This window comes from Oceanospirillum sediminis, from assembly GCF_014164585.1.
Taxonomy (GTDB): domain Bacteria; phylum Pseudomonadota; class Gammaproteobacteria; order Pseudomonadales; family Halomonadaceae; genus Oceanospirillum; species Oceanospirillum sediminis.
On record NZ_JACJFM010000013.1, the window covers coordinates 37,542 to 62,530 of the forward strand.

General features: G+C 49.2%; 20 protein-coding genes. 12 read left to right on the plus strand and 8 right to left on the minus strand.

Features of this window, described 5'->3' with window-relative positions:
* Positions 1 to 100 precede the first annotated feature (100 nt).
* Complete coding sequence (locus H4O21_RS11490) at positions 101 to 1,495, minus strand: RNA-binding domain-containing protein (protein WP_182809016.1); 1,395 nt, start codon at positions 1,493 to 1,495, stop codon at positions 101 to 103.
* 423 nt (positions 1,496 to 1,918) lie between these two features.
* Between H4O21_RS11490 and H4O21_RS11495 the strand changes: the two genes are divergently transcribed.
* The 6 genes from H4O21_RS11495 to mgtE all read left to right on the plus strand — a co-directional run bounded on the left by H4O21_RS11495 (position 1,919) and on the right by mgtE (position 9,907).
* Positions 1,919 to 3,148 carry a hydrolase gene (locus H4O21_RS11495; protein WP_182809017.1) on the plus strand — a complete coding sequence of 410 codons (1,230 nt, stop codon included), beginning with the start codon at positions 1,919 to 1,921 and terminating at the stop codon, positions 3,146 to 3,148.
* Complete coding sequence (locus H4O21_RS11500; RefSeq protein WP_182809018.1) at positions 3,148 to 4,164, plus strand: arginine N-succinyltransferase; 1,017 nt, start codon at positions 3,148 to 3,150, stop codon at positions 4,162 to 4,164. Before H4O21_RS11495 ends, H4O21_RS11500 begins: the two co-directional genes overlap by 1 nt.
* Positions 4,165 to 4,385: 221 nt before the next feature.
* Entirely contained in the window at positions 4,386 to 5,414 is a 1,029-nt protein-coding gene (gene astA / locus H4O21_RS11505; protein WP_182809019.1) for an arginine N-succinyltransferase, read from the plus strand.
* Between the two features lies 1 nt (position 5,415).
* A complete protein-coding gene (gene astD, locus H4O21_RS11510) occupies positions 5,416 to 6,885 on the plus strand; it encodes a succinylglutamate-semialdehyde dehydrogenase (RefSeq protein ID WP_182809020.1) in 1,470 nt (489 codons plus the stop codon).
* A 12-nt stretch (positions 6,886 to 6,897) separates the two neighbouring features.
* Complete coding sequence (gene astB / locus H4O21_RS11515; protein ID WP_182809021.1) at positions 6,898 to 8,235, plus strand: N-succinylarginine dihydrolase; 1,338 nt, start codon at positions 6,898 to 6,900, stop codon at positions 8,233 to 8,235.
* Between the two features lie 319 nt (positions 8,236 to 8,554).
* Positions 8,555 to 9,907, plus strand: a complete 1,353-nt coding sequence (gene mgtE, locus H4O21_RS11520) for a magnesium transporter (protein ID WP_182809022.1) — start codon at positions 8,555 to 8,557, stop codon at positions 9,905 to 9,907.
* Positions 9,908 to 10,037: 130 nt separating this feature from the next.
* On the opposite strand, the gene H4O21_RS11525 is transcribed toward mgtE, so the two are convergent.
* On the minus strand, positions 10,038 to 12,698 hold the full coding sequence (locus H4O21_RS11525) for an EAL domain-containing protein (RefSeq protein WP_182809023.1): 2,661 nt from the start codon (positions 12,696 to 12,698) through the stop codon (positions 10,038 to 10,040).
* Between the two features lie 138 nt (positions 12,699 to 12,836).
* Positions 12,837 to 13,319 (minus strand): Lrp/AsnC family transcriptional regulator, encoded by a 483-nt coding sequence (locus H4O21_RS11530; protein ID WP_182809024.1) that lies wholly within the window; start codon positions 13,317 to 13,319, stop codon positions 12,837 to 12,839.
* Between the two features lie 271 nt (positions 13,320 to 13,590).
* On the opposite strand from H4O21_RS11530, the gene H4O21_RS11535 reads away from it, so the two are divergent.
* Both H4O21_RS11535 and H4O21_RS11540 read left to right on the plus strand, forming a co-directional pair.
* Complete coding sequence (locus tag H4O21_RS11535) at positions 13,591 to 14,646, plus strand: arginine N-succinyltransferase (RefSeq protein ID WP_182809025.1); 1,056 nt, start codon at positions 13,591 to 13,593, stop codon at positions 14,644 to 14,646.
* Positions 14,647 to 15,090: 444 nt separating this feature from the next.
* Positions 15,091 to 16,359: a tetratricopeptide repeat protein gene (locus H4O21_RS11540; protein WP_182809026.1), complete on the plus strand. Its 1,269-nt coding sequence runs from the start codon at positions 15,091 to 15,093 to the stop codon at positions 16,357 to 16,359.
* A 242-nt stretch (positions 16,360 to 16,601) separates the two neighbouring features.
* On the opposite strand, the gene H4O21_RS11545 is transcribed toward H4O21_RS11540, so the two are convergent.
* The 4 genes from H4O21_RS11545 to H4O21_RS11560 form a co-directional block, all read right to left on the minus strand.
* Complete coding sequence (locus H4O21_RS11545) at positions 16,602 to 17,198, minus strand: hypothetical protein (protein WP_182809027.1); 597 nt, start codon at positions 17,196 to 17,198, stop codon at positions 16,602 to 16,604.
* A 4-nt stretch (positions 17,199 to 17,202) separates the two neighbouring features.
* Positions 17,203 to 17,892, minus strand: coding sequence for a hypothetical protein (locus H4O21_RS11550; protein ID WP_182809028.1), 690 nt, complete (start codon positions 17,890 to 17,892; stop codon positions 17,203 to 17,205).
* Positions 17,893 to 18,275: 383 nt separating this feature from the next.
* Complete coding sequence (locus H4O21_RS11555; RefSeq protein ID WP_182809029.1) at positions 18,276 to 19,073, minus strand: DUF1338 domain-containing protein; 798 nt, start codon at positions 19,071 to 19,073, stop codon at positions 18,276 to 18,278.
* A 162-nt stretch (positions 19,074 to 19,235) separates the two neighbouring features.
* Positions 19,236 to 20,231: a LysR substrate-binding domain-containing protein gene (locus tag H4O21_RS11560; RefSeq protein ID WP_182809030.1), complete on the minus strand. Its 996-nt coding sequence runs from the start codon at positions 20,229 to 20,231 to the stop codon at positions 19,236 to 19,238.
* 331 nt (positions 20,232 to 20,562) lie between these two features.
* On the opposite strand from H4O21_RS11560, the gene H4O21_RS11565 reads away from it, so the two are divergent.
* The 4 genes from H4O21_RS11565 to H4O21_RS11580 all read left to right on the plus strand — a co-directional run bounded on the left by H4O21_RS11565 (position 20,563) and on the right by H4O21_RS11580 (position 23,452).
* Entirely contained in the window at positions 20,563 to 21,501 is a 939-nt protein-coding gene (locus tag H4O21_RS11565) for a sugar nucleotide-binding protein (RefSeq protein WP_182809031.1), read from the plus strand.
* On the plus strand, positions 21,498 to 22,292 hold the full coding sequence (locus H4O21_RS11570; protein ID WP_182809032.1) for a lysophospholipid acyltransferase family protein: 795 nt from the start codon (positions 21,498 to 21,500) through the stop codon (positions 22,290 to 22,292). The genes H4O21_RS11565 and H4O21_RS11570 overlap by 4 nt, the downstream gene beginning before the upstream one ends.
* A 222-nt stretch (positions 22,293 to 22,514) precedes the next feature.
* Positions 22,515 to 22,802: a hypothetical protein gene (locus H4O21_RS11575; RefSeq protein ID WP_182809033.1), complete on the plus strand. Its 288-nt coding sequence runs from the start codon at positions 22,515 to 22,517 to the stop codon at positions 22,800 to 22,802.
* A gap of 167 nt (positions 22,803 to 22,969) precedes the next feature.
* The gene (locus H4O21_RS11580; protein WP_182809034.1) at positions 22,970 to 23,452 is read left to right on the plus strand and encodes a bactofilin family protein; all 483 of its coding nucleotides are present in this window, start codon (positions 22,970 to 22,972) and stop codon (positions 23,450 to 23,452) included.
* Between the two features lie 126 nt (positions 23,453 to 23,578).
* Here the strand turns inward: H4O21_RS11580 and ahcY are convergent, their stop codons facing one another.
* Positions 23,579 to 24,973 (minus strand): adenosylhomocysteinase, encoded by a 1,395-nt coding sequence (gene ahcY, locus H4O21_RS11585; protein WP_182809035.1) that lies wholly within the window; start codon positions 24,971 to 24,973, stop codon positions 23,579 to 23,581.
* Between the last annotated feature and the right edge of the window lie 16 nt (positions 24,974 to 24,989).

The following is a 24,989-nucleotide window of genomic DNA, read 5'->3' on the forward strand; positions in this document are numbered from 1 at the left end:
TCACTTCCGTACGAAGCTATAATGCTTTGCTCACCGATTAATTAGGAACGTAGAGAGTAACTTACCGGGTACAGCAATTGTTAGCGGAAATACTATTACATCAAGAACTCACCAACTTGTAGCTAAACGCGAAAGCATTTGCATTCGGGTCTACAGGCTCTATTACACCTTCTTGTCTCAATTTCTGAAGTGCTTTTTTTACTTTATTAATATCGTCTTCACCGCTTAACTGACGCACAATTCGATTTGTAATTGAAATCTCTGGATTATCCTTGAGATGTTTAGTGATTACATCTTCCAATGATGCAAGATGCTGGTGGCGAATGGTCACCAAAAATGCATTCTCAAGCTCTTTAAATTCTGGTGCAACCAATCCCGCTTTCCTCAACTCGTTTCTGGCAGTATCTAGCCCCTCTCCGATATCATGATTTAATGGATCTGGTGCATTGTGAATCAGGCGGTTTATATTCGGATTACGTGAAAAACGATCAGTATATAGGTTGTCAATTGTCATAAATCCAGGCAGTTTTCCGGGGCTAACAATCTCTATTCTGTTATCGTAAATCTTTATATGCACGTCGTCGTTTAAGCTGTAGTCGCGATGTAACGCTGCATTCACAACTACTTCATTAATCGCATCCACCGGATATTTCATCTTCACCAGTCTTTGGCCATCTTTGAATGTTGCTCCTTCGAGCAATTCGCCTACCTTCTTGATAACTTCTCTCACTGCTGACTCTAATGGCCCCGAGATTGTTGTTGGCATTTCCGCAAGCTGCTCTCTTTTATACTCAGAACTAGTCGTTAAAAGCCTATAAACCTTAAAAGAACAGCGAGTAGGGAGCGAAGCCGGTGGGTTTTCATCAAAGAGGACTACCGCACCAACATTTGGAACTAATTGCCCTTCCACTTTTGCTAATAATTTTTGTTTCCGAAGAAAACCAGCTGGAGTCAGACTACTACCAACACGATTCATATAGTCGGCTAAATACTCACTGTCTTCCAGTTCATCAAGCTCCATTCCATCAACAGGTTTTCTTTCATAAACAAGTACACCTTTGCTATAGGAAAGCTGGGTAATTCTTTCTCCCTTAATTTTCTTCTTTTCAGCTCCGATTCTGATATAGCAATCTCCACTTGACGTATAGTGGACCTTTGGGCTCTTTGGTATAAACAATCTCAGGACTAAACCTTTTTTACCAAAATCGATAAGCTCAACATCTACATTCTCAACAGCCGGATCAGTTTCTTCTAGCAACGTAGGTAGGATCCCGTTGCATGCCTCTTGGTTCTCAAAACCAACTATTCGCTCACCAGAAACTGACTCATCTTCTATACCAATGAAAAGCTCACCACCGTCTGTATTCGCAAATGCAACGAAAGTTTGCTGGAGCTTTGCAGGGTTAATCCGTTTGCTTTTGAAGTCTAAAAAGTGGCCTTCGTCCACTAAGCGAAGTCTCTTTTCCTCATTATCTTCTGGTAACCTTACTTTCATAAATACTCCTCAAAAAACCTCTCTGACAGCGAAAATTTTATTTATTAATCCATACTTGCAAGCTTCTGAAGCTTGCAAGATAAGATCAGTTTCCCTGAGCTTACCACACATTTGTCTAATTTAGCCGCAGAGTACAGCCTTGCATAACCATAGCCGACTCAATCGCCAGGCTGATCTTTTCATCAATCTTCGTATTCAATGCCCACACCTTTGCCCAAGAGCTGGCAACCATCTGGTAAATCCCTCCCCTGATCATTTTGATAAAACATAAAATCGCGACGTCGCTACAGGTGAAATTGTTAAATTCGGACCGGGAAATCCCCTCTCAGATGTCCGCAATTTAAAAAAAAGGTCGCATCACTGACAGATTGTCTTGCTTTCTTCATCAATAATAAACACAACCAAGAAAACAGGATGAGAGTAATGACGACTGATTTCACCCCCTGGCTGAACTGGCTGGACGAGCAATACGATGAGATGCTGAGCAATACCATTATGCTGTCCGAAATTAACTCCGGCAGCATGAACGCTGCAGGTGTTAATCGTATCGGCCAGGAACTGATTCGTATCTGCAAACCTCTGGGGGGTGACGTTGAAATTATTCCTGTAACGCCTTTCCAGAGTGTGAATGCTCAGGGTGAGGTTGAACATCATCCGCTGGGTGATGCCGTACGTATCCGCAAGCGCCCGGAAGCGCCGCTGCAGATTTTCTTCTGTGGTCATATGGATACGGTATTTGCCATTGATCATACTTTCCAGAAAGTCACCTGGCTGGATGAAGAGACCCTGAATGGGCCAGGTGTAGCCGATCTTAAAGGCGGCATTATGGTGATGCTGAAAGCGATTGAAGCCCTGGAGCGTAGTCCCTGGGCTGAGCGTATCGGTTGGGAAATTCTGTTTAACCCGGATGAAGAAATTGGTTCTCAGGGTTCAGCGCCTCTGATTGCTGATGCCGCAAATCGAGTGCATCTGGGCATGATCTACGAGCCATCCTTCCCGGACGGTAACCTGGCGGGTGAGCGTAAAGGCAGTGGTAACTTCAGTGTAGTGACTCGTGGTAAAGCCGCTCATGCCGGTCGTGAACATCATCTGGGCCGCAATGCTATTCGTGCCATGTGTGACTTTGTTGCCATGATTGATGATCTGAATGGTCAGCGTGAAGGCGTTACTATCAATCCTGGCTTTATTGAAGGCGGCGGTGCCGTCAATATTGTGCCAGATCTGTGCCTGTCCAAATTCAATATCCGTCTGGAGCGCCCGGAAGATGAAGCCTGGTGTGAAGCTCGCCTGGCTGAGATTCTGGAGCAGATTAATCAGCGTGATGGCATCTCCATTGAATTGCACGGCGGTTTCACCCGTAAGCCTAAGGTGCTGAGTCCGGCGAATCATAAGCTGTTTGAACTGGCAAAAGCTTGCGGTGCTGATCTGGGCATGACCATTGAATATCTGCCAACCGGCGGTTGCTGCGACGGTAACAATCTGGCCGCAGCCGGTATTCCGAATATCGATACTCTGGGTGTTCAGGGCGGCAAGATCCACTCTGCCGATGAATACGTCAAAGTAAAAAGTCTGACTAAACGAGCCAAGCTGAGTGCGCTGATGCTGATGAAGCTGGCAACCAGTGACGATCTGAGCTGGCTGGGAGTAAGCTGATGCTGTTATTCCGACCGCTGACCTTTAATGATCTGCCAGGCCTTGAACGTCTGGCGGTGATCTCCGGTGGCAGTATGACCACGTTACCCGCAAACCGGGATCATCTGAGCCATCTGATCAACAACACCCAGCAGTCTCTACGTAAAAGCGTGGAGCGCCCGGAGGGTGAAAGCTACCACTTTGCGCTGGAAGATACCCGAACCGGTGACATTATCGGGGTATCCGGGATTGAGGCTGCGGTGGGAATCAGCGAGCCATTTTATAGCTATCGGATGGATGAAGTGGTTCATGCTTCCAGTGAACTGCAGATTCATAACCGTATTCCGGCACTGCATCTGTGTCAGGACTATACCGGCGCATCCCGTCTGTACACTCTGTTTATGGATGCCGGTCATCGTCAGCCTCGTAACCTGCACTTGCTGTCCCGCGCTCGTATGCTGTTTATGGCGGCGCATCCGGAACGATTTGCTCAGCGTCTGATCGTTGAGCTGCAGGGTATTGCGGACGAAAACAACCGCTCCCCGTTCTGGGAGTGTCTGGGGCGTCACTTTTTCAATATGGATTTCAATAAAGCCAATTACCTGACCGGCATTAATTCCAAAGGCTTTATTGCCGATCTGATGCCTCACTATCCGGTGTATGTGCCGCTGCTGTCACAGGAAGCTCAGGATGCCCTGGGCCAGCCTCGCGAAGATATGATTGCGGTACGCGAACTGCTGGAAGAAGAAGGCTTTGTCTATCGCAAATACGTCGATATTTTCGATGCAGGGCCAACCTTAGAAGCCCGCACGGATAACGTGCGCTCGGTCAGTGAGAACCGCCGCTTCAGTGTGCAGATTGGCGAAGCCGCCGATCAAGGCAAGCTGGCCCTGATCAGTAATGACGGCCTGCAGCAGTATCGCTGCCTGATGGCGGAGCTGAATCCGGACCATCCGGTACTGAGTGAGGAACAGGCCAAAGCGCTGCAACTGAATGAAGGCGACAGTATGCGTGTGCTCTGGCTGGGTAATATCTGAGTCAGACAGAAGCGATAGCAAAGAATAGCAGTAATAACGAATAACAGAAGTTCGGTGTCGTAACAGCATATCCACATGATCAGGGAATCACCTGCCGTTATCACAAGGCTGACGCCCGGACTTCTATACTCCCTATAAGACGTTTTTCAATATTAACCGGCTGGCAAAGGCCTGGTACGCCCTCCCTTTGCCTGCATTGACTGATTGGAGTGAACCCGACCATGATGGTAGTACGCCCGATACAGGCCGACGACCACGCTGCGCTGCGTGAACTGGCGCGCAAAACAGGTCCCGGCTTTACCTCTCTGCAGGATAACGACGAGCAGGTGGCCGCCAAAATGGAGTCGGCGCTGGCCGCTTATAATCCGGATTCTATTCCTGAAGAAGCCCTGTACCTGTTTGTGATGGAAGAGACCGACACCGGTGAAGTGGTCGGTATCTGCGGCATTGAATCCGCTGTGGGCCTGTCTGATCCCTGGTATAACTACCGGGTTGGCACCCTGGTGCATGCGTCCCGTGAACTGAATGTCTATAACCAGATCCACACCCTGACCATCTCCAACGATCATACCGGGTATTCTGAGCTATGCACCCTGTTCCTGAGTCCGGATGCCCGTCATAGCAAGCAGGGATCGTTACTGTCTAAATCCCGCTTTATGTTTATGGCAGAGTTCCCTCAGCGTTTTAACGAGTATCTGATTGCCGAGATGCGTGGCTACTCCGACGACAAAGGTGTGTCTCCGTTCTGGGAAGGTCTGGGTCGCCACTTCTTCTCTCTGGACTTTGCCGAAGCAGACAAACTGTCTTCTATGGACAAGGTGTTTATCGCTGAGCTGATGCCGAAAAACACCATCTATACCAACCTGCTGCCTCAGAGTGCGCAGGATGCCATCGGTAAAACCCACGAAGCCACCACTCCGGCCCGCAAACTGCTGGAAAGTGAAGGTATGCGTTACACCGGTTATATCGACATTTTTGACGGCGGCCCGACACTGGTGTCCCGCACCAATGATATCCGCGCTATTCAGGAAAGCCGTTACGTCAAAGCTCATGTTACTGACCGTCAGCCTGAAGGCGAACTTTACCTGGTCAGCACCACTGATTTCCGCGATTTCCGCTGCTGTATGACAGCACTGGATCTGGTAGGCAACCACGTTGTAGGCCTGCCTCAGAACGTCGCGGATGCATTAAAGATTACCGAAGGCAACACCGTACGTGTTGTACCTATGTCTTCCGGAAGGAGATTTTAAGATGACTGCACTGTTTATTAATGGCCAGTGGCTGACTGGCGAAGGTTCCGAATTCAAATCCGTTAACCCGGCAAACGGCGAGACGGTATGGTCAGGTGAAGCCGCATCTCCGGAGCAGGTCAACACAGCTGTCGCCGCTGCCCGTCAGGCATCCACGGACTGGGCTTTACTGGGCTTTGAAGCCCGCACAGAGATCGTACGTCGTTACGGCAAACTGCTGGAAGAACACAAAGAAGAACTGGCGGTGACTATCGCCGCAGAAACCGGTAAGCCATTATGGGAAACCCGCACCGAAGCCGGTGCCATGATGGGCAAAATCGAGATTTCGGTCAAAGCCTATAATGAGCGTACCGGTTCCCGTAGCAGTGATATGGCCGGTGCTAAAGCGGTACTGCGTCATAAACCCCACGGTGTGGTGGCGGTATTTGGTCCTTATAACTTTCCGGGCCATCTGCCAAACGGCCATATTGTACCCGCGCTGCTGGCGGGCAATACGGTTGTACTGAAACCCAGCGAGCTGACCCCTCATGTCGCCCATAAAATGGTTGAACTGTGGGAGAAAGCGGGTCTGCCTGCCGGTGTTCTGAACCTGGTGCAGGGCGAGAAAGAAACCGGTATCGCGCTGGCAAATCACAGTGATCTGGACGGTCTGTTCTTTACCGGAAGCTCCCGCACCGGTCATCTGCTGCACGAACAGTTCGCCGGTCATCCGGGTAAGATTCTGGCGCTGGAAATGGGGGGTAATAACCCACTGATCGTTGATGAAGTCAGTGATATCAAAGCGGCTGTGCATGAAACAATTCAATCCGCTTATATCACCTCAGGTCAGCGTTGTACCTGTGCCCGTCGTATGTTTGTACCGGCCGGTGAATGGGGTGATAACTTCCTGACTCAGCTGCAGCAGGCGATCAGTAAGATTAAAGTGGGTGGTCAGTTTGATGACGAAGCACCCTTCATGGGCAGCATGATCTCTGAAGCGGCAGCCGACGGCATGGTCGCTGCTCAGGCTAACCTGATTGAACTGGGTGCCACCTCACTGATGTCACTGGAGAAACTGCAGCCGGGTACTGGTCTGGTATCTCCGGGTCTGATCGATGTAACCGCTATTGCTGACGCTTTACCTGATGATGAATACTTCGGCCCTATGCTGCAGGTGATTCGTTACACTGATTTCGACGATGCAATCCGTCAGGCAAACAATACTCAGTATGGCCTGTCTGCGGGCTTGTTCAGTGACAGCGAAGAGCGCTTTAACTACTTCTACGACCGTATTCGTGCCGGTATTGTGAACTGGAACAAACAGCTGACAGGCGCAGCCAGTAGCGCACCATTCGGCGGTGTCGGCGCCAGCGGCAACCACAGAGCCAGCGCCTACTATGCGGCAGATTACTGCGCATATCCGGTCGCCGGTATTGAAGCAGACAGCCTGGCACTGCCAGCAACACTGTCTCCTGGTCTGACACTGGATTAATCGGGGCGAGATATGAAAGCATTTGAAGCCAACTTTGATGGTTTAGTGGGCCCGACTCACAACTACAGCGGCCTGTCTTTTGGTAACGTCGCCTCGCAGAACAACCAGGCCAATGTCTCCAATCCAAAACTGGCCGCTCTGCAGGGCCTGGCCAAAATGAAGGCGCTGCATGATATGGGAATGGTTCAGGGTGTGCTGGCGCCGCAGGAGCGCCCGGACATCTTTACCCTGCGTCGCCTGGGCTTTACCGGATCAGATACCGAGGTACTGGCAGCGGCCGCTAAAGATGCGCCACGTATTCTGGCAGCTTGCTGTTCTGCATCCAGTATGTGGACAGCCAACGCTGCAACCGTCTCCCCCAGTGCCGATACCGCGGATGGCAAAGTCCACTTTACGCCTGCGAACCTGACCAATAAGTTCCATCGCTCTATTGAGCATGAAACAACCGGGCGTATCCTGCAGGCGACCTTCTCTGACGAGAAACACTTTGCCCATCATCCGGCGCTGCCGGGTGTTGAGCATTTCGGTGATGAAGGCGCAGCAAACCATACCCGCTTCTGTCATGAATATGGCGAAGCCGGTGTTGAATTCTTTGTCTACGGTCGCGCTGCTTTTGACGGCAGCCGTCCCGCACCACAGAAATATCCGGCCCGTCATACTCTGGAAGCCTCTGAAGCCGTGGCCCGTAATCACGGCCTGAGCGACAAAGGCGTAGTGTATGCGCAACAGAATCCGGATGTGATCGACGAGGGTGTCTTCCATAACGATGTGATCGCGGTGGGTAACCGTGACATTCTGTTCTGCCACGAACGGGCGTTTCTGGACCAGTCTGCCGTCAAACAGGAACTGACCGAGGCTATGGGTGGTCGTTTCCGGGTGGTAGAAGTGCCAGCCAGCCAGGTATCCGTACAGGATGCCGTGCAGAGCTACCTGTTTAATAGCCAGCTGCTGAGTCTGCCGGATGGTCGTACTCTGCTGGTTATCCCGGAAGAGTGCCGTAATAACGAACGTGTCTGGAGCTACCTGACAGAACTGGAAAGTGGCGACGGCCCGATTGATGCCCTGCAGGTGTTTGATCTGAAGCAGAGCATGAGCAATGGTGGTGGCCCTGCGTGTCTGCGCCTGCGTGTCGCGATGAATGAAGCGGAACTGGCGGCATTCAATCAGTCCACCCGTATGAACGATACCCTGTACAGCACACTGAACGACTGGGTTGAACGTCATTACCGTGACCGTCTGCTGGAAGCGGATCTGGCGGACCCTCAACTGCTGATCGAATCCCGCAGCGCTCTGGATGAACTGACTCAGATTCTGAATCTGGGTTCAGTGTACCCATTCCAGCGAGTCTGATTGATCGTAAAGTCACACTGACTTGATGCCTGAACGGCATAGCTGAGTAGCGTGCCTGCTCAGGCGTCGGGTTCAGCAAAGAATACGGATTATCCCCCGGTCTATGGATGACCAGCACAGCCATCACGATCTGCCCATTGTGGTGGCTGTTTTTTTGTCCCCCTTATTATTTCTTCCTGACCACAGGATGATCTGCGTCTGCAGAGCGATGGATATCGTTATGTGAATATCTTTTCTTCCCAGCTTTCGCTTTAATAGTCCATAACAGGTCTGTGACCAGACATATTTTTATTTCTGCACGGTAAAAGGCAAGGATTCTATGGTGAACAGTGGCGTTGAATTTGGCTCTGTCGATTGGGTACTCAACCATCTGACGGAAGATAAACATAGCAGTGTGCTCAAAGCGGCATTGATGGAGCTACCGGCTGCCGATGTTGCCAACCTTCTGGAATCTATGCCGCCGGAACAGCGGCATGATCTGTGGGAGCTGATTCCTCCTGAACATGAAGGTGAGATCCTGACCTGGCTGCATGATGAGGCCCGCGCCAGCATCATCAATGACATGGATGAGAAAGAACTGGTCGCAGCGGCAGACAGTATGGAGGTCTCGGATCTGGCCTTTGTTCTGGAAGAGCTGCCCAGGGATCAGACCGATCTGATCCTGGAATCTCTGGATATGGATCGTCGTTTACGGCTGGAAAAAGTGCTGTCCTATGAAGACGGTACAGTGGGTCGCCTGATGACCACTGACGTAATGGCGGTACGGCCCGATGTCACTGTCGCCGTTGTACTGCGCTGGCTGCGTCGTCATGAAACACTTCCACCCCATACCGATGCGCTGATGGTGACCAGTAGTGAAGGCGGTTTTATGGGTAAGGTAGCTATGAATACTCTGCTGTTATCTTCCCCTGAGCGAATGATTTCGGAGGTGATGTCTGGTGATACAGAAGTGGTCATGGCTCAGGCCAGTGAGCAGGAGGTCACTGCACTGTTTAACCGTCGGGATCTGATTTCCGTTGCGGTTGTCGATGAACAGCATCATCTGATAGGACGTATCACACTGGATGATATTGTAGACGCCATTCGCAGTGATGCAGAAGAAAAGGTTATGAAAAGTGCAGGTCTGGATCAGGAAGAAGATCTGTTCTCCCCGGTAATCCCCAGCGCAAAACGCCGGGGAGTCTGGCTGGGTATCAATCTGATTACGGTCTTTGCTGCGGCCTGGGTGATCGGACAGTTTGAGGAAGCACTGGGTCAGATTGTTGCGCTGGCGGTGCTGATGCCAGTCGTCGCCAGCATGGGGGGAATTGCAGGCAGTCAGACACTGACACTGGCCATTCGAGGGCTGGCACTGAATCAGATTGCTTCCAGTAATACCCGCTGGTTACTGATGAAAGAGCTGGCGGTCGGCGTACTGAACGGTACGGTATGGGCTGCTGTCGTCGCAGTCGTCGCCTGGTTCTGGTTTAACGATATCGGCTTATCTGCCGTAATCGCTGCCGCACTGATTTTTAATCTGCTGGCAGCAGCAGTATCCGGTATCCTGGTGCCTCTGACTCTGAAAAAACTGGGTATTGATCCTGCTCTGTCTGGCGCTGTGATTCTGACGACAGTGACCGACATTATTGGCTTTCTCAGCTTCCTGGGGTTGGCGACACTGTTCCTGCTGTAAATCGATTGGCTTAAGGACAGGCCTGACATAGTTAAAGTCAGGATTTCTGTGCCCTTACTTTCCAGGTCAGCAATAGCTATAAGTCGTCAGAGTCGTCAAACCGTCAATAATCAGACCGCCAGCCCCACTATCAATGGGCGTTGGCGGTACAGTTGTTCTGATGTGAGGCTTCAAGCCGTGCGGTAAAGTGTTCCCAGGGTTCTGGTTTTGCGAAGAAAAAGCCCTGTATCAGATCGGCCTTGTGTTGATGACAAAAGTCCAGCTGAGCCTCGTTCTCAACCCCTTCAACCACGACCCGGCAGTTCAGGCTGTGAGCCATTGCGATAATGGTCCGGGCCAGTGGCGAGTCATCCTGCTCCTCCAGGGCTTTAATAAAACACTGATCCACCTTGATCTCATCAACCGAGAAGTGCTGTAAATAGCTTAACGAGGAGTAGCCGGTGCCAAAGTCATCCAGTGCCACCTGCACGCCCAGTTGACGTAAGGCTTTCAACTGGCGGGCAGCACCAGGATCAGCCATCATAGATTCGACAATCTCGATCACCAGCTGGTGGGGCTGGAAGTCAAGCTCATTAATCAGTCCCTGAATTTCACGAACAAAGCCTGCCTGGCGCAGCTGCAAAACCGAAATATTCACAGACAAGGTGATGGGTAGCCGGGCCAGCAACTGACAGGCCTGTCTGAGAATCCAGCGGCTCATAGGAACAATCAGCTCGGTCTCTTCCGCCAGAGCAATAAAGTGCCCCGGCCCCAGCAATCCTTTTTCAGGATGTTGCCAGCGCAGCAATACTTCCGCACCCTCAATCCGCTTATCAGGGCTGTATTGCGGTTGAAAATAAAGTACAAACTCCTCACGTTCAATGGCCCGTTGTAGCGCCTGAATTGCCTGAGTTCTGGCTTTGAGTCCACGGCTGACATTGAGGGAATAAAAGGAGAGCGTATTGGGTTTATCTGCCTGGTTACGGATATGTTGCAGTGCCAGCCGGGCTTTATGCTGCAACTCTTCCAGCGAGCGGCCATCGGAAGGGTAGTGCGCACCACCGGCCTGAAGGCTCAGTGTGTAGTTTTTACGCTGGTAATCCCAGGTGGTGCCACTGACCAGATCAATCAGTAGCTGAACGCTGTGCTCTGCCTCACTTTGGCTGCCTTCAAATAGTAAACCCAATCGATTAGCCGGTAGGCGGAACAGATGTTTTTGTTGCGGCAGAGGCTCCAGTATCGCCAGGCACTGCTGGGCCAGATTTCTGAAGACTTCGTCTCCGGCTTCTACACCATGAAATTCATTGATCAGGTGCAGGCCATGAAGACGCAGAATCAGCAGATAACCTTCACCGCTCTCCTGTTGGACAAACTGATCCTCAATATGAGCCAGCTGGGGCAATCCGGTAACCTGATCAAAGTGAGTGGCCTGATAAAAATTTTCTTCGGCTTTGTGATGCTGGAAGGCTTCGGCAAACTGCGCGGTAACGCCTGCCAGTGCCGAGGCGGCATTCTTATCGCTATCACTCCATTGCCTTGGCTGGTACTGACAGAAGGTGAGCACACCTTGTAGCTCCCCTCCCTGATAAACGCCGGTGAGCAGGGCACTGTGTAAGCCAAACTCGTGAAATAGTTTCAGCATACCCTGCTGAGGAAGCGGGTCAGGTCTGTCTGTACCCGGCATATTCAGTTCAACTACAGGTTGCCCCTGAATCAACTCGATACAGGTTTGAACTTCACTCAGATTAAAAGCTTCGTGGGTCATCGAAGAGTTACTGGTTTGGCAGACCAGTTGATGGCCCGAATCATCCAGTAGCCAGACAGCCGTGATATCTGCTTTGATCAGCCGGGTGGCTTCCAGGCTGAGGGTGTGAAAGAAAGCTTGTTGAGAACCCTGGTACTGAAAGCGCTGGCGCAGGTTTTGAACCACCTTCTGCTGATCTTCCAGGTCTGACCGGGTATTGGCCAGAGCCTGCATCTCCTGCAAGCTGTGCCGTCCCTGTTTGACCAGACGATGGAACAACAAACCTGTCGTAATACCTAAAACCGTTAATAACAGCAAAATCCAGGGAAAAAGATGGAGCAGGAATTGATTGCCTGGCTTCATAGGTTGCCAGTTCAGGTAACCGAGTTGCTTACCTTGATTATCCTGTAAGCTGTAATAAGCATGGGAAGATGGCGGTTGCAGGGAGAAGTGCAAATCCTGATAACCTATATGGGCTTTCAGCTCATGCTGTTCTGCCGTATTCAGTGGAGTCGCAAAGACAAAGCTTTCACCATAACCTGCAGCATCAAGGGGGTCGCTCTCTTTTAATATCGGGTGTGATGCAACGGCATACACCTTATTATCCAGTAGCAGCAAGTCACTGCCTTGACGCAATAAGGCTTGTGTTAATGGTGCTAATTTTTGCGCCATAACGGTTGAGTGCGTTTTGCCCTGGTAGGCGCTGAAACGTATCCCCTGGCTTTGACTGACAACCGCAGCCCATTCGACATTGAGGTTTTCATACAGCCCCGTGCCCAGATTACTCACAACCCAGTCCCGATCAGGTTGCTGCTGTCTGATCCACTGATCGTAGGCACTGTCCCAGATAGCATAATCCCGTACATTATTCAGCAGCAGACGCCTGGTGCGCTGAATATCTTCCTCAATGGATGAATGCACATGCTTCCCATCCTCCTGATTGATCGTATCAGCGGATTCCCACAGCAGAGACGCGAACAGGAACAGGGAGGAGATAAACAGTGCAGCGATCCAGATCAGGCTCACTTTGTACTGGTGTGTAATCCGTTTAATAGGGCTGGACATCATGTGGAGTGACCTGTGTATCAGCGCAGTTTAATGTAAGGCTAGCTACAGGAAAGTCCATTTCGCAATATTAATCATCAAACCTTAAGTTTCTTTTATAATATATCTTTTGTAAGCTGCGGGGAAGTCAGTCTGGTTGTCTTAAAGCGTCTGTTCCAGCAGAGCATCCAACGGGTAACCCCGGAAAGGTTTCACATTGGTCAGTACGACATGGCTACTGATATTAACCATACCCGGCAGCACATCCAGCAGCATATCGTTAATATCGTTGTAGCGCGCCATATCCGGTGCCACGATACGCAAAAAGAAATCAAATGTACCACTGACGGTATAGCATTCCACCACTTCTGGATGGCTTTGGGCAGCACTCTGGAAAGAACGGAAGGCATCAGTACTCTGATCCTTCAGGCTGACGGTGCAGATCACTTCCACGCTACGACAGATTTTAGCCAGGTTCAGATTGCTTAGATAAGGCCCGATCAGACCGGCTTCTTCCAGCTTGCGGACACGATTCAGGCAGGAGCTTGGTGATAAGCCGACGCGGTTTGCCAGATCCTGGTTGGTGATACGGGCTTCCTGTTGCAGGATCGAAAGAATATTTCGACTAATACGATCTAACTGCATAATTGACCTTCTCCGGGTGATGTATCAGTGCATATTTCAGGGGCAGATCAGCTTGAGTATGTCCTCAGGCCCGCACTATTGCACGAAAATGCGCTAGTTTGACGTTGTCTGATGCCTTTCGCAACTTTCTTTCATGTTACCGAATTTTCTTCGACGATATTTTATTTTCGGCGCAGGATCTGCATTTTTCTATGAAAATCAGAAAGCTCATTTTGTCCGAAGCCTTCTAAAATTAGTCGCATTCAAAGAATAAAATCTATGGGTGTTGATTATGTTGTTGATTCGTCCCTGTCAAATGAGTGATCTTGATGATCTGATGGCGCTGTCCCGTGCTGTTGGTCGTGGCATGACCTCTATGCCAGCCGATGAAGCGGCATGGCTGAAAAAAATCACCGCCAGCGAGCGGGCCTTTTCAGAAGCAGGTGCAGAAGATGCAATGGGCACCTATTTTATGGTGCTGGAAGATCAGGCATCAGGCCGCGTGGTGGGTACGACAGCCATCTATACTGGTATTGGTCTGGATCGCCCATTTTATTCTTATAAGATTTCAACCCTGGTCAGCAGTAGCAATGAACTATCAATGACCCGTCAGGCGCGCGTACTGAGTATGGTGAACGACTATACCGGGGCTTCTGAAGTGGGTTCGCTCTTTGTACTGCCAGAATTCCGCAAGCCCGGCATGGGACAATTTCTGTCCCGCGCACGTTTTCTGACCATGGCGGACTTCCCGACCCGTTTTGGCGATACCGTGATGGCTGAGCTGCGTGGATGGTTGAACGATCAGGACCAGTCCCCGTTATGGGAAAATCTGGGCCGTCAGTTCTTCGGTATCGATTTCCAGGAAGCGGTTAATACAGTGGCACTGAAAGGCACTCAGTTTATTTCCGATCTGATGCCGAAATACCCAATCTATATCGACCTGTTACCACAGGAAGCCCGTGACGTCATCGGCAAGCCCCATGATTCATCCGCTCCGGCGCTGCATATGCTGAAAAAAGAAGGTTTCCAGTTCGCCGGTTATGTGGATCTGTTCGATGGCGGACCATCGGTACAGTGTCCGGTCAGTGAAGTACATACCGTACGCGACAGCCATACTGCCGAAGCCTGTATCGGCTTTGATATCGGTGAGCAGGATGAGCTGTTTATGCTCAGTAACGGTGATATCAATAATTACCGGGTGATGCTGGCACCCGCCCGTCTGGCAGCGGATGGCTGCGTGATGATCAGCAAACAAACGGCAGAATCTCTGGCGCTGAACCATACCTCAGCCTCTGTGCGCTGTGTACCGTTTAAACGGACACAGGCAACCCAGGCTGTAGCAGCCTGATTGTTTTCTGAGGAGCCGCCTCTCATCTCCCTGTTTTTAGTCTTAAATCTCGCTCTTACCCTGGCACACTCTTTTTTACGCTGAGTGGTTTAATGCATCAGTCTTTATCATACAGGCTCACTGTAGGGGGAAACTCTCAGAAATAGCCTGCCCTTTTCAGTAGCGGACCACATATATTGAAAGTATGGTAAAAATTTTTATCTGCCTGTAGTCTGTTTGGCAGACAACCATAAGTCTTGTGCTCATTTTTGTTTAGCTGGCAGATCAGGTGTAGCTGGGTATTGAATCTAACCGAAGACACACAAAGCCCACCAAAAATAGACTATGCCAATCTATAAGACTTTAAATTAAATCTATCAAATAAAACAATAACTCCCTTTTAAATTAAAGGGTTACATAAGCCTTCACTTTCTTAAGTAAATTTAATAAATCTGGAATACTGACGTGTTACTTGAAACGCTCAAACAGCACCTTTCTTCTGGCCAACTAACCAGTGCTTACACCCTGACCAGACAGCTATTAGAACAAGAGCCAGAAAATGGAGCGGCCTGGGTTGCTTTATATAACATCTACTCTCAGCAAGAAAAAAACAAAGAAGCTCTTATAGCACTAGAACGGGCGGCTGATCTTTTACCAAGTGATATTGATGTACAATTAGCATATGCATCCAGGTTATTTCAGTCCGGTGACTTATCTCAGGCTGAAGCCCGGTGTCTGGCATTGATTAAAAAGAGATCTGAGCTATCCAGGCCTTATGTTCACTTAGGCAGGATTGCAGAACAAAGGGGACAAATCCATGCAGCTGAGCAATATTACAGTAAAGCCTTAACTCTGGAGAGTGATGAGCTCTACTCTCGAGCTGGGTTAGGGCTATTGACTATGTATCAGGGGAAGCTACCAGAAGCGATTCATCATTTCCGAGAAGTATTAAGTATTTTGCTGAAAGGTGAAACTTTTGTGAGGGATTCCCCTCCTGACAATGGCTTTAATCGAACAGAAATAGAAACATTAATGTGGAAAACATTAGCTTCAATGTCCGCTAATGGGGTGCATGCATTTCTGACAGGAGGGGCTTTATTAGGTATGGAAAGAGAAGGGTGCTTATTACCATTTGACAGGGACTTAGATATTGCTGTACCTCATCAAGAAATACCTCAGGCAGCCCGTTTATTATTATCCAATGGCTGGGAAAAAGTAGTTCTCCCCATGCCTATGTTGACGCCTTTACCATTCAAGCATAAAGCGACCGGTATCGTATTAGATATTTATGCAGTTGAAATAGAGGAAGGTACCGGAAACGTTATAAGTGGTACCTGGATGAAGGGTATTCCCTGGGAGTGGCAAAGAGTAATAGTATTTCCCGGACCTCTTTCTCTGCATATTGAAGTTAGACCAGAAGGTAAAGTATGGACTCTCGATGACAAAGATAGCTGGTTAAGCGCGTTGTATGGTGATTGGAGAACACCTGATCCTTATTTTTCGACACCAGTTTGTGCTTATAATCAGCGTTCTTTCTCCTTGCTAGCACAGGTTTATGGTTACAATCGACTGACTGGTCTATGGAAAAATGGTTCTATTAAAAGAGCATTGCACATTGCGAAATATATGGCCGCTAATTTTGAGGATGATGTTTTGCTTAAAAGCGTACACTCACACTTACAACAAGTGATAGATTCTTCTGGCACTTCTGAAAAAGCAGCCAGCTCTGACTGACTATTTGTGAGTTGATTACCTGCTGTGTAGTGGTCAACTAATACCGGACAGGAGCTTAAGAGTTTTCTATGGATTAAGTGGTTAAAGAATAATCATATTCCACTTCGTATCCACATGGCTGACATTCAATACAGAGATAGGGCAATAAATCAATCATCTTATTGCCCATACCTCTTATAGGATCGCCAAAAATCCGTGCAACTTCAGGCGATTGCTGAGAATAGCCCCGCTACAATCACAGATCACTCCTGATAATCCAGACGATTATCCTGCTCCAGTAAAAAACTTCCGCTGAAGTTTTTATTCAATGTGTACTGATACTCTCCGGCATCCAGATCATATACAGTCAATGGAATCAGATGATCGAAAGGCACCAGATTTTCTGTACAGAGCGTCACAGCTTCGTCATACCATTCGTAATATACCGAGAGCTGGAAGAGATTGTTTTCCTGTTCAGAGATCACTTTACCAAACTGGCCACAGCCATTATTGAAGGTGCCTGTCAAACGCAGAAAGATCTGAACCGGGAATGAATCCACCTTTACCACTTCTACATTTTCAATCACATCAATCAGAGTGGATTGCCTTGCCTGGGTAAGCTGCCATTTACCCGCCTCAGTCTGAACCAGCTCAACATCCAGATAAGTGGCTGGATTATTATCAGAACCCACGGTCGGAATCGTCAGAGTATTGTTGCTGTACACAGGATAATCGGCTGCCACACTGTTATTCGGATCAGGCAAACTGGTATTTTCTGCGTCAGATGCCATTACGCCAGTGCTGTAACTTCCTGCTGCAATTAATGCCAGACATACCGCTTTAGCAAAATGTCGTTTCATCGCTTTATTCTCCTTTTATTGTCTGATCATAAGACTGATTTTCCCTGGCAGAACATGTCGTATCACCAGAAGTACAGACCTGAACACCTTCCGGGTATGACTCATACACTTCAGGCTCGAACACATTATCTTTATCCAGAGTAAAACTTCCGGAAAACGTGCCATTAACGCTGTATTGGTATTCTCCGGCCTGAAGCCCGTAGACAGGCAGAGGTACCACATGATTAAACGGCACCATCGCCATAGTGCAGGCGACCAGAGTGGCTTCATAAGGCTCGCTGTACACTGAAATATTAATACTATTACCGCTCACTTCAGTCACAACATCACCTACAGCTCCACATCCATTGGTAAAAGAGCCAATGATTTTCAGATAAGCCTGTACCGGAAAAGCATCGACCTGAATCAGATCTGCTCTATCAATCACATTCAGCAGATGACTCTCTGTGGCCCTCTTGAGTTGCCAGTCTCCTCTCTCTGTTTTTTCCAGTACTACATTCTGATAGGCCACCGGCTCATCAGCCTGACTGATACGCGGAATAATCAGAGTATCGTTACTGTAAAAAGGAGATTCTTCTAAAACGGTATAGCTGGTTGCAACGTTAACGACCGGGGCTTCGGCCAGGGCATTAGCCGTCATACCGAAAGACAGACAGGTTATCCCGGCAGCCGATAACATCAGGTAAGGTTTCATATGTGTACTCCATGTACAGAAATCGCCAGAAAGTTTGTTACACCTATTGAAGCGGGTCTTTACCTGAAGCTCAAACAAGAAAAATCTGATTAAAGGATCAATCGTGGAAGTCTGTCGGCAATGTATCGGAATGTTCCTGATCACTTTAAAAGGAGAGCGTTAGAAAACAGAAGGTTGCCCTCCTGATTGCTCAGAAATCAAGCGATGTACGGAGAGTTATCACTTTGTTTCTGCTTTGTAGATAGCAGCGCACCCGGTCAGGTGCGCTGAAGCATATCCGGACTCACAGAGAACAATATGTCCGCTGACAGTCGTTATCGGAGAGCAAAACCAACGGTGACAGCTATGATGAGCAGAGACGCAGATTAAAAACAAACGTAGTCTTATGCGGCATTAGTGGATTCAAAAATCTTATCCGCATTCGCTTCAATAAAGCCCTGATAGACCACGCCTTCACTGTCCGGATGACGCAGTGCAAACTCATAGAAACAGGTCGGGATTTCGTGACTCTGGCCGTCTGCAAAAGTAAACGGCATGCGATCTGCCATACTGGAACCCTGTTCCAGCAGAGATTCAGGTGTCCCCTTAACTTCACCACCCACCGTATTGACGGCGAAACCAGCATCTTTTACCCGCTGCAGCACTTCCTGGATACTGTTGGTGCTGGTCAGATGGTTAATACTGACGGTAAAGTGATTAACGCGAATACCAATCGCCAGCAGCCAGGCTCCATATTCACTTTCTTCCATAACGGTCTGGTAGTCTTCCCAGACCGGCGTGCTCCAATGGCGCCCGGACCAGAACACGCTGTGATCCACAGACTGCTCTTTCATTTCTGCCGTGTATTTACCGATAATAGCCTGCGCGGTATCGCTCAACTGATCGGTCAGCAGCTCAGAGATAAAAATCTTAGGTACGGTGTGATCCGGGTGAATAAAGCTTTTCGCACGCAGTTTTTTCGCTTTGAAGTCGTAGTCACCCTGCACTTCATAGCCCATATCCAGAATCAGAGGTATCAGGTTATCCAGCTGTAGCGGGGTATTTGCGAAGGTACGGAATGCCACATGATCATTAATAACTTCACCGTCTGTTGCTGCAAATAACTGACGAATCTGTTCAGCCTGAGGCGTAATATCAATATAGTTCTGCCAGAGGCTGTCGAAAAAAGCATTCGGTGTCATATCATTATCCTGTCACGGTCACAGGCTTACAGACCAGCCTGTTTATTATCAGCCGGTGCCTGGGGAAACAGACACCATCACATCAGTCAGAAGGGAGAAATTCCCGATATGACATTCAGTCTGGACTGATCTGAATCAAGCAGCAAACAATAAAACTTACCGTCATGACCAGGATAAACTTGCTCTGGCAGCTCTAGGATGATGATCAAGCCAGTCATGCATCCAGCTCAGAAAGCAATCCACAGCCGGATTATCTTCCGCCCCTTCTCTCAGTACCAGCCAGTATCCGGGCATCAGAGCCGGATTCAGTTCGCTGATTGGTCGATCGCTCAGAGGTGCCACCAGCTGACCATTATCGATTGCCTGACGGGCATCCGGCACAGAGATCAGGGCAACGCCCAATCCTCGAATAGCCGCTTCCACTAATCCGGCATGACTATCCAGAGGCAGAGTCTGGCGCTCCACCAGGGCATCCACCCCCAGAGTATTGAGTAATTTTCGCCACAGCTCGACAGATAACGGCGTGCACAATAAACGATGCAGGGTCAGATCATTCTGCTGCCGCAGAGGAATCTGCTCTGGCAAATCCGGTGCGCACACCAGTAGCTTGTCATCCGTCAGCAGCAACTGTTTATGGCTGAAAGGCCATTGTCCGAAGCCCCATTGCACCGCGATATCCAGTCGCTGAGCAGCAAAGTCGGGGAAGGGTACTGAGGTAGCAATATCAACATCCAGTTCAGGATGTGCCTGCTCAAACTCAGGCAAACGGGGTAACAGGCAATGTACCGCAAACCAGGGCGAAGCGCTGATCCTCAAACGCGTTTTCTGCTGCTGCTCTTTAACTTCCCGAATACCCCGCTCGATCACTCCTATGCCACGCTGTACATAATCCAGCAATTGCTCTCCGGCCGGACTCAGCTCGATACCTGAGGGATGACGAATAAACAGCTCCAGTTGTAGCTGCTGTTCAAGATTGCGAATCTGCAGGCTCACTGCCTGAGGCGTAATACACAAAGACTCAGCAGCCTGTTTAAAGCTGCCCATCCGGGCAGCCACTGCAAAAGTATGCAAACTGCGCAGTGGCGGTGTCCGGATTGCCCCTCTGGAAGGAGATTGCTCCGAGGTCGTTTTCAAATCAAAGGACGGGGGTAAAGTCATAAGTTAAATCATCAGAATGAAAAGCGGCTATTTACAGAATAACAGAGGGCTGACACAGCAAAAAAGCATCATAACGCCAGCAATCATCCGCACCAATGGTTTTTACCGGCCTGTTCGCCGTCATATCAGACCATCATGCCAGCCAGCTAATCCGAAGCGGAACCGGTAAAAGCACAGAAAATATCAGTGGATTATTTATAAGATGTGTTCCGGCTCTGGGTCATCACGCTTGCATCCGTTAGAATACCTGCTGTTTTTTACCCAGAATAATATCCGGATAGCCTGTCGGGGCTATTCTACAAGGCGCTGAGTATTCAGACAGGACCACACTATGCACATTTTTTTCATTGAGGGAGATTCTCCACTGGCACAGGGAGTACAGGAACACGCCCGGACAATCCGGGGTATCCAGTGCACGCTGTATGATGGAGACCCGGAAGATCTGGCTGAGCTTCAGCGACAGTTAAAAGACCTCTCCGTTGACTTTGTGCTGAATACCTATGAATTTTCAGATTTTCGCAGGGCAGAACAGCAGCCGGACAAGGCCTGGCAGATTAATGCCATCTATCCGGATCACCTGGCTCATATCTGTCTTGAAATCGGTGCCGCCCTCTTCCATATATCCAGCGATGAGGTGATCGGCGAAACCCGAGGCATTGCCTTTAGCACAACCGATACAGTGCATCCTCTGAATCCTTATGGTGAAAGCAAGTGGCAGGGTGAAGAAGCCATTCGCCAGTGTCTGAAACGTCGCCTGATTCTTCGTCTGGGGGATCTGTTTGACAGCACAGAACATCACTGGCTGGATCAGCTGATTCAACAGTCTGCTACCCCCAGTGGCGTACAGGATGCCAGCGACATTATCTTATCTCCAACAGCCATCAGCGATGCATCCCGTGTCATTATCGCTATGCTTCAACAGATGGACTGTGGTGCTGAATGCTGGGGAACCTACCAGTACGCCGGTGTAGAAGCGATTAGCCGTTCCGATTTTGCCGAACTGGCTCTGGAACTGGCGGAAGATTCTGGCCTGGTACAGGGTATGCCGGAAGTACGCGGTGTTTCGGCTGCAGCACTGGGACTTAATGGCAAGCTGGCACTGCATAAAGAGATGAATTGCCAGAAAATTATGGATAACTTTGGTATTAAACAACGGAGCTGGCGCCCGGCTCTGGTGGAATATCTGGAATATATTGCCGATCAAAAGAACGCGGCCCGAGCAGAAGCGCAAGCTGCCGGGTCAGATCATTCCGAGGAAAGTAAGTCATGATTACAGCGGTACGTGCGCTGATTTTTTATTTGGGATATATCCTGGCGATGGTCGTCGTATCATGTGTATTGACACCTATCGCGCTGCTACTACCAGCCGGTCCTCGCAGCTGGCTGATTCTGCGTTATAACTGGTTCACCCTGTTCTGGCTGAAAGTAACCTGTGGTATCCGCTACGATATCCAGGGCATTGAACACATTCCGACCGATCGCAATGTAGTTATTCTCAGTAACCATCAGTCAGAATGGGAGACCATTTATCTGCAACTGGTCACCCGTCCAATGAGTACGGTTCTGAAGCAGGAGCTGCTTAAAATTCCATTTTTTGGCTGGGGCCTGAAAGCGCTGAACCCAATTCCTCTGGATCGCAGCAAACCTGCAGCAGCGATGAAGCAGGTACTGAAAGAAGGCCAGAAACGTCTGACAGATGGCTATTCGGTCCTGATATTCCCGGAAGGAACCCGAACAGAACCCGGTACCCGTGGCAACCATAAAAAAGGTGGTGCCATGTTAGCCACTAAAAAAGGCACCGCGATTCTGCCGGTGGCGCACAACGCCGGTGAACACTGGACCTCCAGTGCTCTGGTCAAAAAACCGGGGACGATTCGGGTGCGTTTTGGCAATCTGATCGAAACAGAAGGCCGCAATGTGAACGATGTGCATGCAGAAGTCACAGAGTGGCTGGAAACACAGGTTGATCAGCTATCTTCTCTGCCGCCAGTCAGAACAGCAACAGAGACAACTGAATCTTCGTCTGACGACACGGCTGAAAATAAACACGCTCAGCCCTGATCATTCATCTGCATCTCAGAATGTCTTAATGGCCTGGCTGGTTTATTCCGGTCAGGCCTTTTTTATACCTGCAGCCACTAAAAGACAAATAATGTCGCAAAAAGAAGTTTAAAAAACAAATATACCCTGCAGCAGCCCTTAATAAACAAGGTGTAATACCCGGTAATACGATCCGGGAAAACTTCTCGCTATATTTTGTCTATGTCATCTGGAGCAGCTTAAATGAGCGCAGCACTGAACACTGGATTTATGGTTATGTCATCAGAATACAGTAACAACACAGTATGTCTTCTTAGCTATGCCGGTCAGAATTACAGAGTTGAACAAACGCTGTATGAAACCAGTGAGTTCTGTGTTTACGAAATGTATGAAGAGATCGAGCTGAACGGCCAGAACGAAAAGTATCTGGCTGTTACTCGTCATGATCAGCTGTTCAGTATTGATGTGCTCGCCGGTCCGAAAGAGCTGCTCACCCGGCATCATGGTCCGGCCATTGTGGCCTGGATCTGAAAAATCATTTTTTATGATTTAAGGGTGTTTTTTTATCCATCTGTCATGGATGACGGAGCTTTTTCACTCCCCTTTGCAGTTAGTATTTTTGCTTAAGTAAGTTTCCGTTTTATACTCTCTGGATCAAGCGATGTCATTACAACAACACAGTTTATGGGATTCTGAACATGTTCGGTGGTAATAAAAAAACGGTTAGTCCTGCCAGTTTCGACACTCTGATCTCTGAAGGTTCTGAGATCGCAGGTGACATGCACCTGAGTGGAGGTCTGCAGATTGATGGCAAAATTTTTGGCAATCTGATCGCTGACGACAATTCATCTGCAGTGGTACGTATCAGTGATAGCGGCATGGTTATCGGAGAAATTTCCGCCCCTCATGTGATTATCAGTGGCAGTGTTACTGGCGATATCCATGCCTGTGAAAGTCTGGAGCTGGCTAAGACCGCTCAGATTGAAGGTGATGTCAGCTATAACCTGCTGGAAATGGAAATGGGTGCTCAGATCAGCGGCCAGCTGAAGCATATCTATCGTGGTAATCAGGGCAACCGTCCATCCATGCCAAAAAATACCACCCTGGAAAAACCGGTTCAGTCAAAAGAAACAGATCCTAAAGTGAAAGAGCTGCCGATCAATAAACAAAACGCATCCTGAGCTCCTGTTACAAAAGAACTCCTATTACAAAAAATGCCCTGTGTATCAGAATACACAGGGCATTTTTATATCAGCCTGTCAGATCCGGATAACCAGATCCGGCTATTGCTATCCATACAGAATAAATCAGTACTTATAGCTTTCTGGCTTGAATGGGCCTTCAACGTCAACACCAATATAGTCTGCCTGCTCCTGAGACAGTTTGGTGATAACACCGCTGAAACCTTCAACCATGTAACGAGCCACTTCTTCGTCCAGCTGCTTAGGCAGAACTTCAACAGTGATGTTTGCCGCTTTTTCTTCAGCTGTCAGGTTTGCGAAGCCCGCTTTGTACAGGTGGATCTGAGCCAGTACCTGGTTAGCAAAAGAGCCATCCATGATACGGGATGGGTGACCGGTGGCGTTACCCAGGTTCACCAGACGACCTTCAGACAACAGGATCAGGTAATCGCTGCTATCCAGGTTGACATCAGTACCTGGCTTAGCGTCGCGGAATACCTTGTGTACCTGCGGCTTAACTTCTTCCCACGCCCAGTTTTCACGCATGTACGCGGTATCGATCTCGTTATCGAAATGACCGATGTTACATACCACAGCACCTTTTTTCAGCGCTTTCAGCATGTTGGCGTTACAGACGTTGTAGTTACCGGTCGTGGTTACGATCAGGTCGGTTTTTGCCAACAGTGCGCTGTTGATAGAGGCATCAGTACCGTCGAATTCACCGTTGTTAAACGGAGAAACCACTTCGAAACCGTCCATACATGCCTGCATCGCACAGATAGGGTCCACTTCTGTAACAGAAACGATCATGCCTTCCTGACGCAAAGATGCCGCAGAACCTTTACCTACGTCACCGTAACCAATAACCAGGGCTTTCTTACCGGACAGCAGGTGATCAGTACCACGCTTGATGGCGTCGTTCAGAGAGTGACGACAGCCGTACTTGTTGTCGTTCTTTGACTTGGTTACCGCGTCGTTTACATTGATCGCAGGTACTTTCAGAGTACCCTTGTGCATCATCTCAATCAGACGGTGAACACCTGTGGTGGTCTCTTCAGATACACCGTGGATGCTGGCCAGCATAGCAGGGTATTTTTCGTGGATCAGAGCGGTCAGATCACCACCGTCGTCCAGCAGGATGTTTGCATCCCAAGGGCTGCCATCTTTGTTGATGGTTTGTTCCAGACACCAAACGTACTCGTCTTCGGTCTCACCTTTCCAGGCAAATACAGGAATCTCACCCGCAGCGATAGCAGCTGCAGCGTGATCCTGTGTGGAGAAGATGTTACAGGAAGACCAACGAACTTCTGCACCCAGGGCAACCAGTGTTTCGATCAGCACGGCAGTCTGGATGGTCATGTGAATACAACCGATGATCTTAGCGCCAGCCAGCGGTTGCTCGGCACGGTACTTCTCACGAATCGCCATCAGCGCTGGCATTTCAGACTCAGCGATGCGGATTTCGTTACGGCCATAGTCAGCAAGAGAGATATCAGCGACTTTGTAGTCAGTGAAGCTCATCAGGTTTCTCCATTCA

What these genes read in the sequence shown, in the direction of transcription:
- H4O21_RS11575 (WP_182809033.1), top strand. Translation starts at nt 22,515, where the DNA reads ATGAGCGCAGCACTGAACACTGGATTTATGGTTATGTCATCAGAATAC.
- H4O21_RS11545 (WP_182809027.1), bottom strand. Translation starts at nt 17,198, where the DNA reads ATGAAACGACATTTTGCTAAAGCGGTATGTCTGGCATTAATTGCAGCA.
- H4O21_RS11490 (WP_182809016.1), bottom strand. Translation starts at nt 1,495, where the DNA reads ATGAAAGTAAGGTTACCAGAAGATAATGAGGAAAAGAGACTTCGCTTA.
- astA (WP_182809019.1), top strand. Translation starts at nt 4,386, where the DNA reads ATGATGGTAGTACGCCCGATACAGGCCGACGACCACGCTGCGCTGCGT.
- astD (WP_182809020.1), top strand. Translation starts at nt 5,416, where the DNA reads ATGACTGCACTGTTTATTAATGGCCAGTGGCTGACTGGCGAAGGTTCC.
- H4O21_RS11495 (WP_182809017.1), top strand. Translation starts at nt 1,919, where the DNA reads ATGACGACTGATTTCACCCCCTGGCTGAACTGGCTGGACGAGCAATAC.
- mgtE (WP_182809022.1), top strand. Translation starts at nt 8,555, where the DNA reads ATGGTGAACAGTGGCGTTGAATTTGGCTCTGTCGATTGGGTACTCAAC.
- H4O21_RS11535 (WP_182809025.1), top strand. Translation starts at nt 13,591, where the DNA reads ATGTTGTTGATTCGTCCCTGTCAAATGAGTGATCTTGATGATCTGATG.
- H4O21_RS11530 (WP_182809024.1), bottom strand. Translation starts at nt 13,319, where the DNA reads ATGCAGTTAGATCGTATTAGTCGAAATATTCTTTCGATCCTGCAACAG.
- H4O21_RS11525 (WP_182809023.1), bottom strand. Translation starts at nt 12,698, where the DNA reads ATGATGTCCAGCCCTATTAAACGGATTACACACCAGTACAAAGTGAGC.
- astB (WP_182809021.1), top strand. Translation starts at nt 6,898, where the DNA reads ATGAAAGCATTTGAAGCCAACTTTGATGGTTTAGTGGGCCCGACTCAC.
- H4O21_RS11550 (WP_182809028.1), bottom strand. Translation starts at nt 17,892, where the DNA reads ATGAAACCTTACCTGATGTTATCGGCTGCCGGGATAACCTGTCTGTCT.
- H4O21_RS11570 (WP_182809032.1), top strand. Translation starts at nt 21,498, where the DNA reads ATGATTACAGCGGTACGTGCGCTGATTTTTTATTTGGGATATATCCTG.
- H4O21_RS11580 (WP_182809034.1), top strand. Translation starts at nt 22,970, where the DNA reads ATGTTCGGTGGTAATAAAAAAACGGTTAGTCCTGCCAGTTTCGACACT.
- H4O21_RS11555 (WP_182809029.1), bottom strand. Translation starts at nt 19,073, where the DNA reads ATGACACCGAATGCTTTTTTCGACAGCCTCTGGCAGAACTATATTGAT.
- ahcY (WP_182809035.1), bottom strand. Translation starts at nt 24,973, where the DNA reads ATGAGCTTCACTGACTACAAAGTCGCTGATATCTCTCTTGCTGACTAT.
- H4O21_RS11565 (WP_182809031.1), top strand. Translation starts at nt 20,563, where the DNA reads ATGCACATTTTTTTCATTGAGGGAGATTCTCCACTGGCACAGGGAGTA.
- H4O21_RS11500 (WP_182809018.1), top strand. Translation starts at nt 3,148, where the DNA reads ATGCTGTTATTCCGACCGCTGACCTTTAATGATCTGCCAGGCCTTGAA.
- H4O21_RS11560 (WP_182809030.1), bottom strand. Translation starts at nt 20,231, where the DNA reads ATGACTTTACCCCCGTCCTTTGATTTGAAAACGACCTCGGAGCAATCT.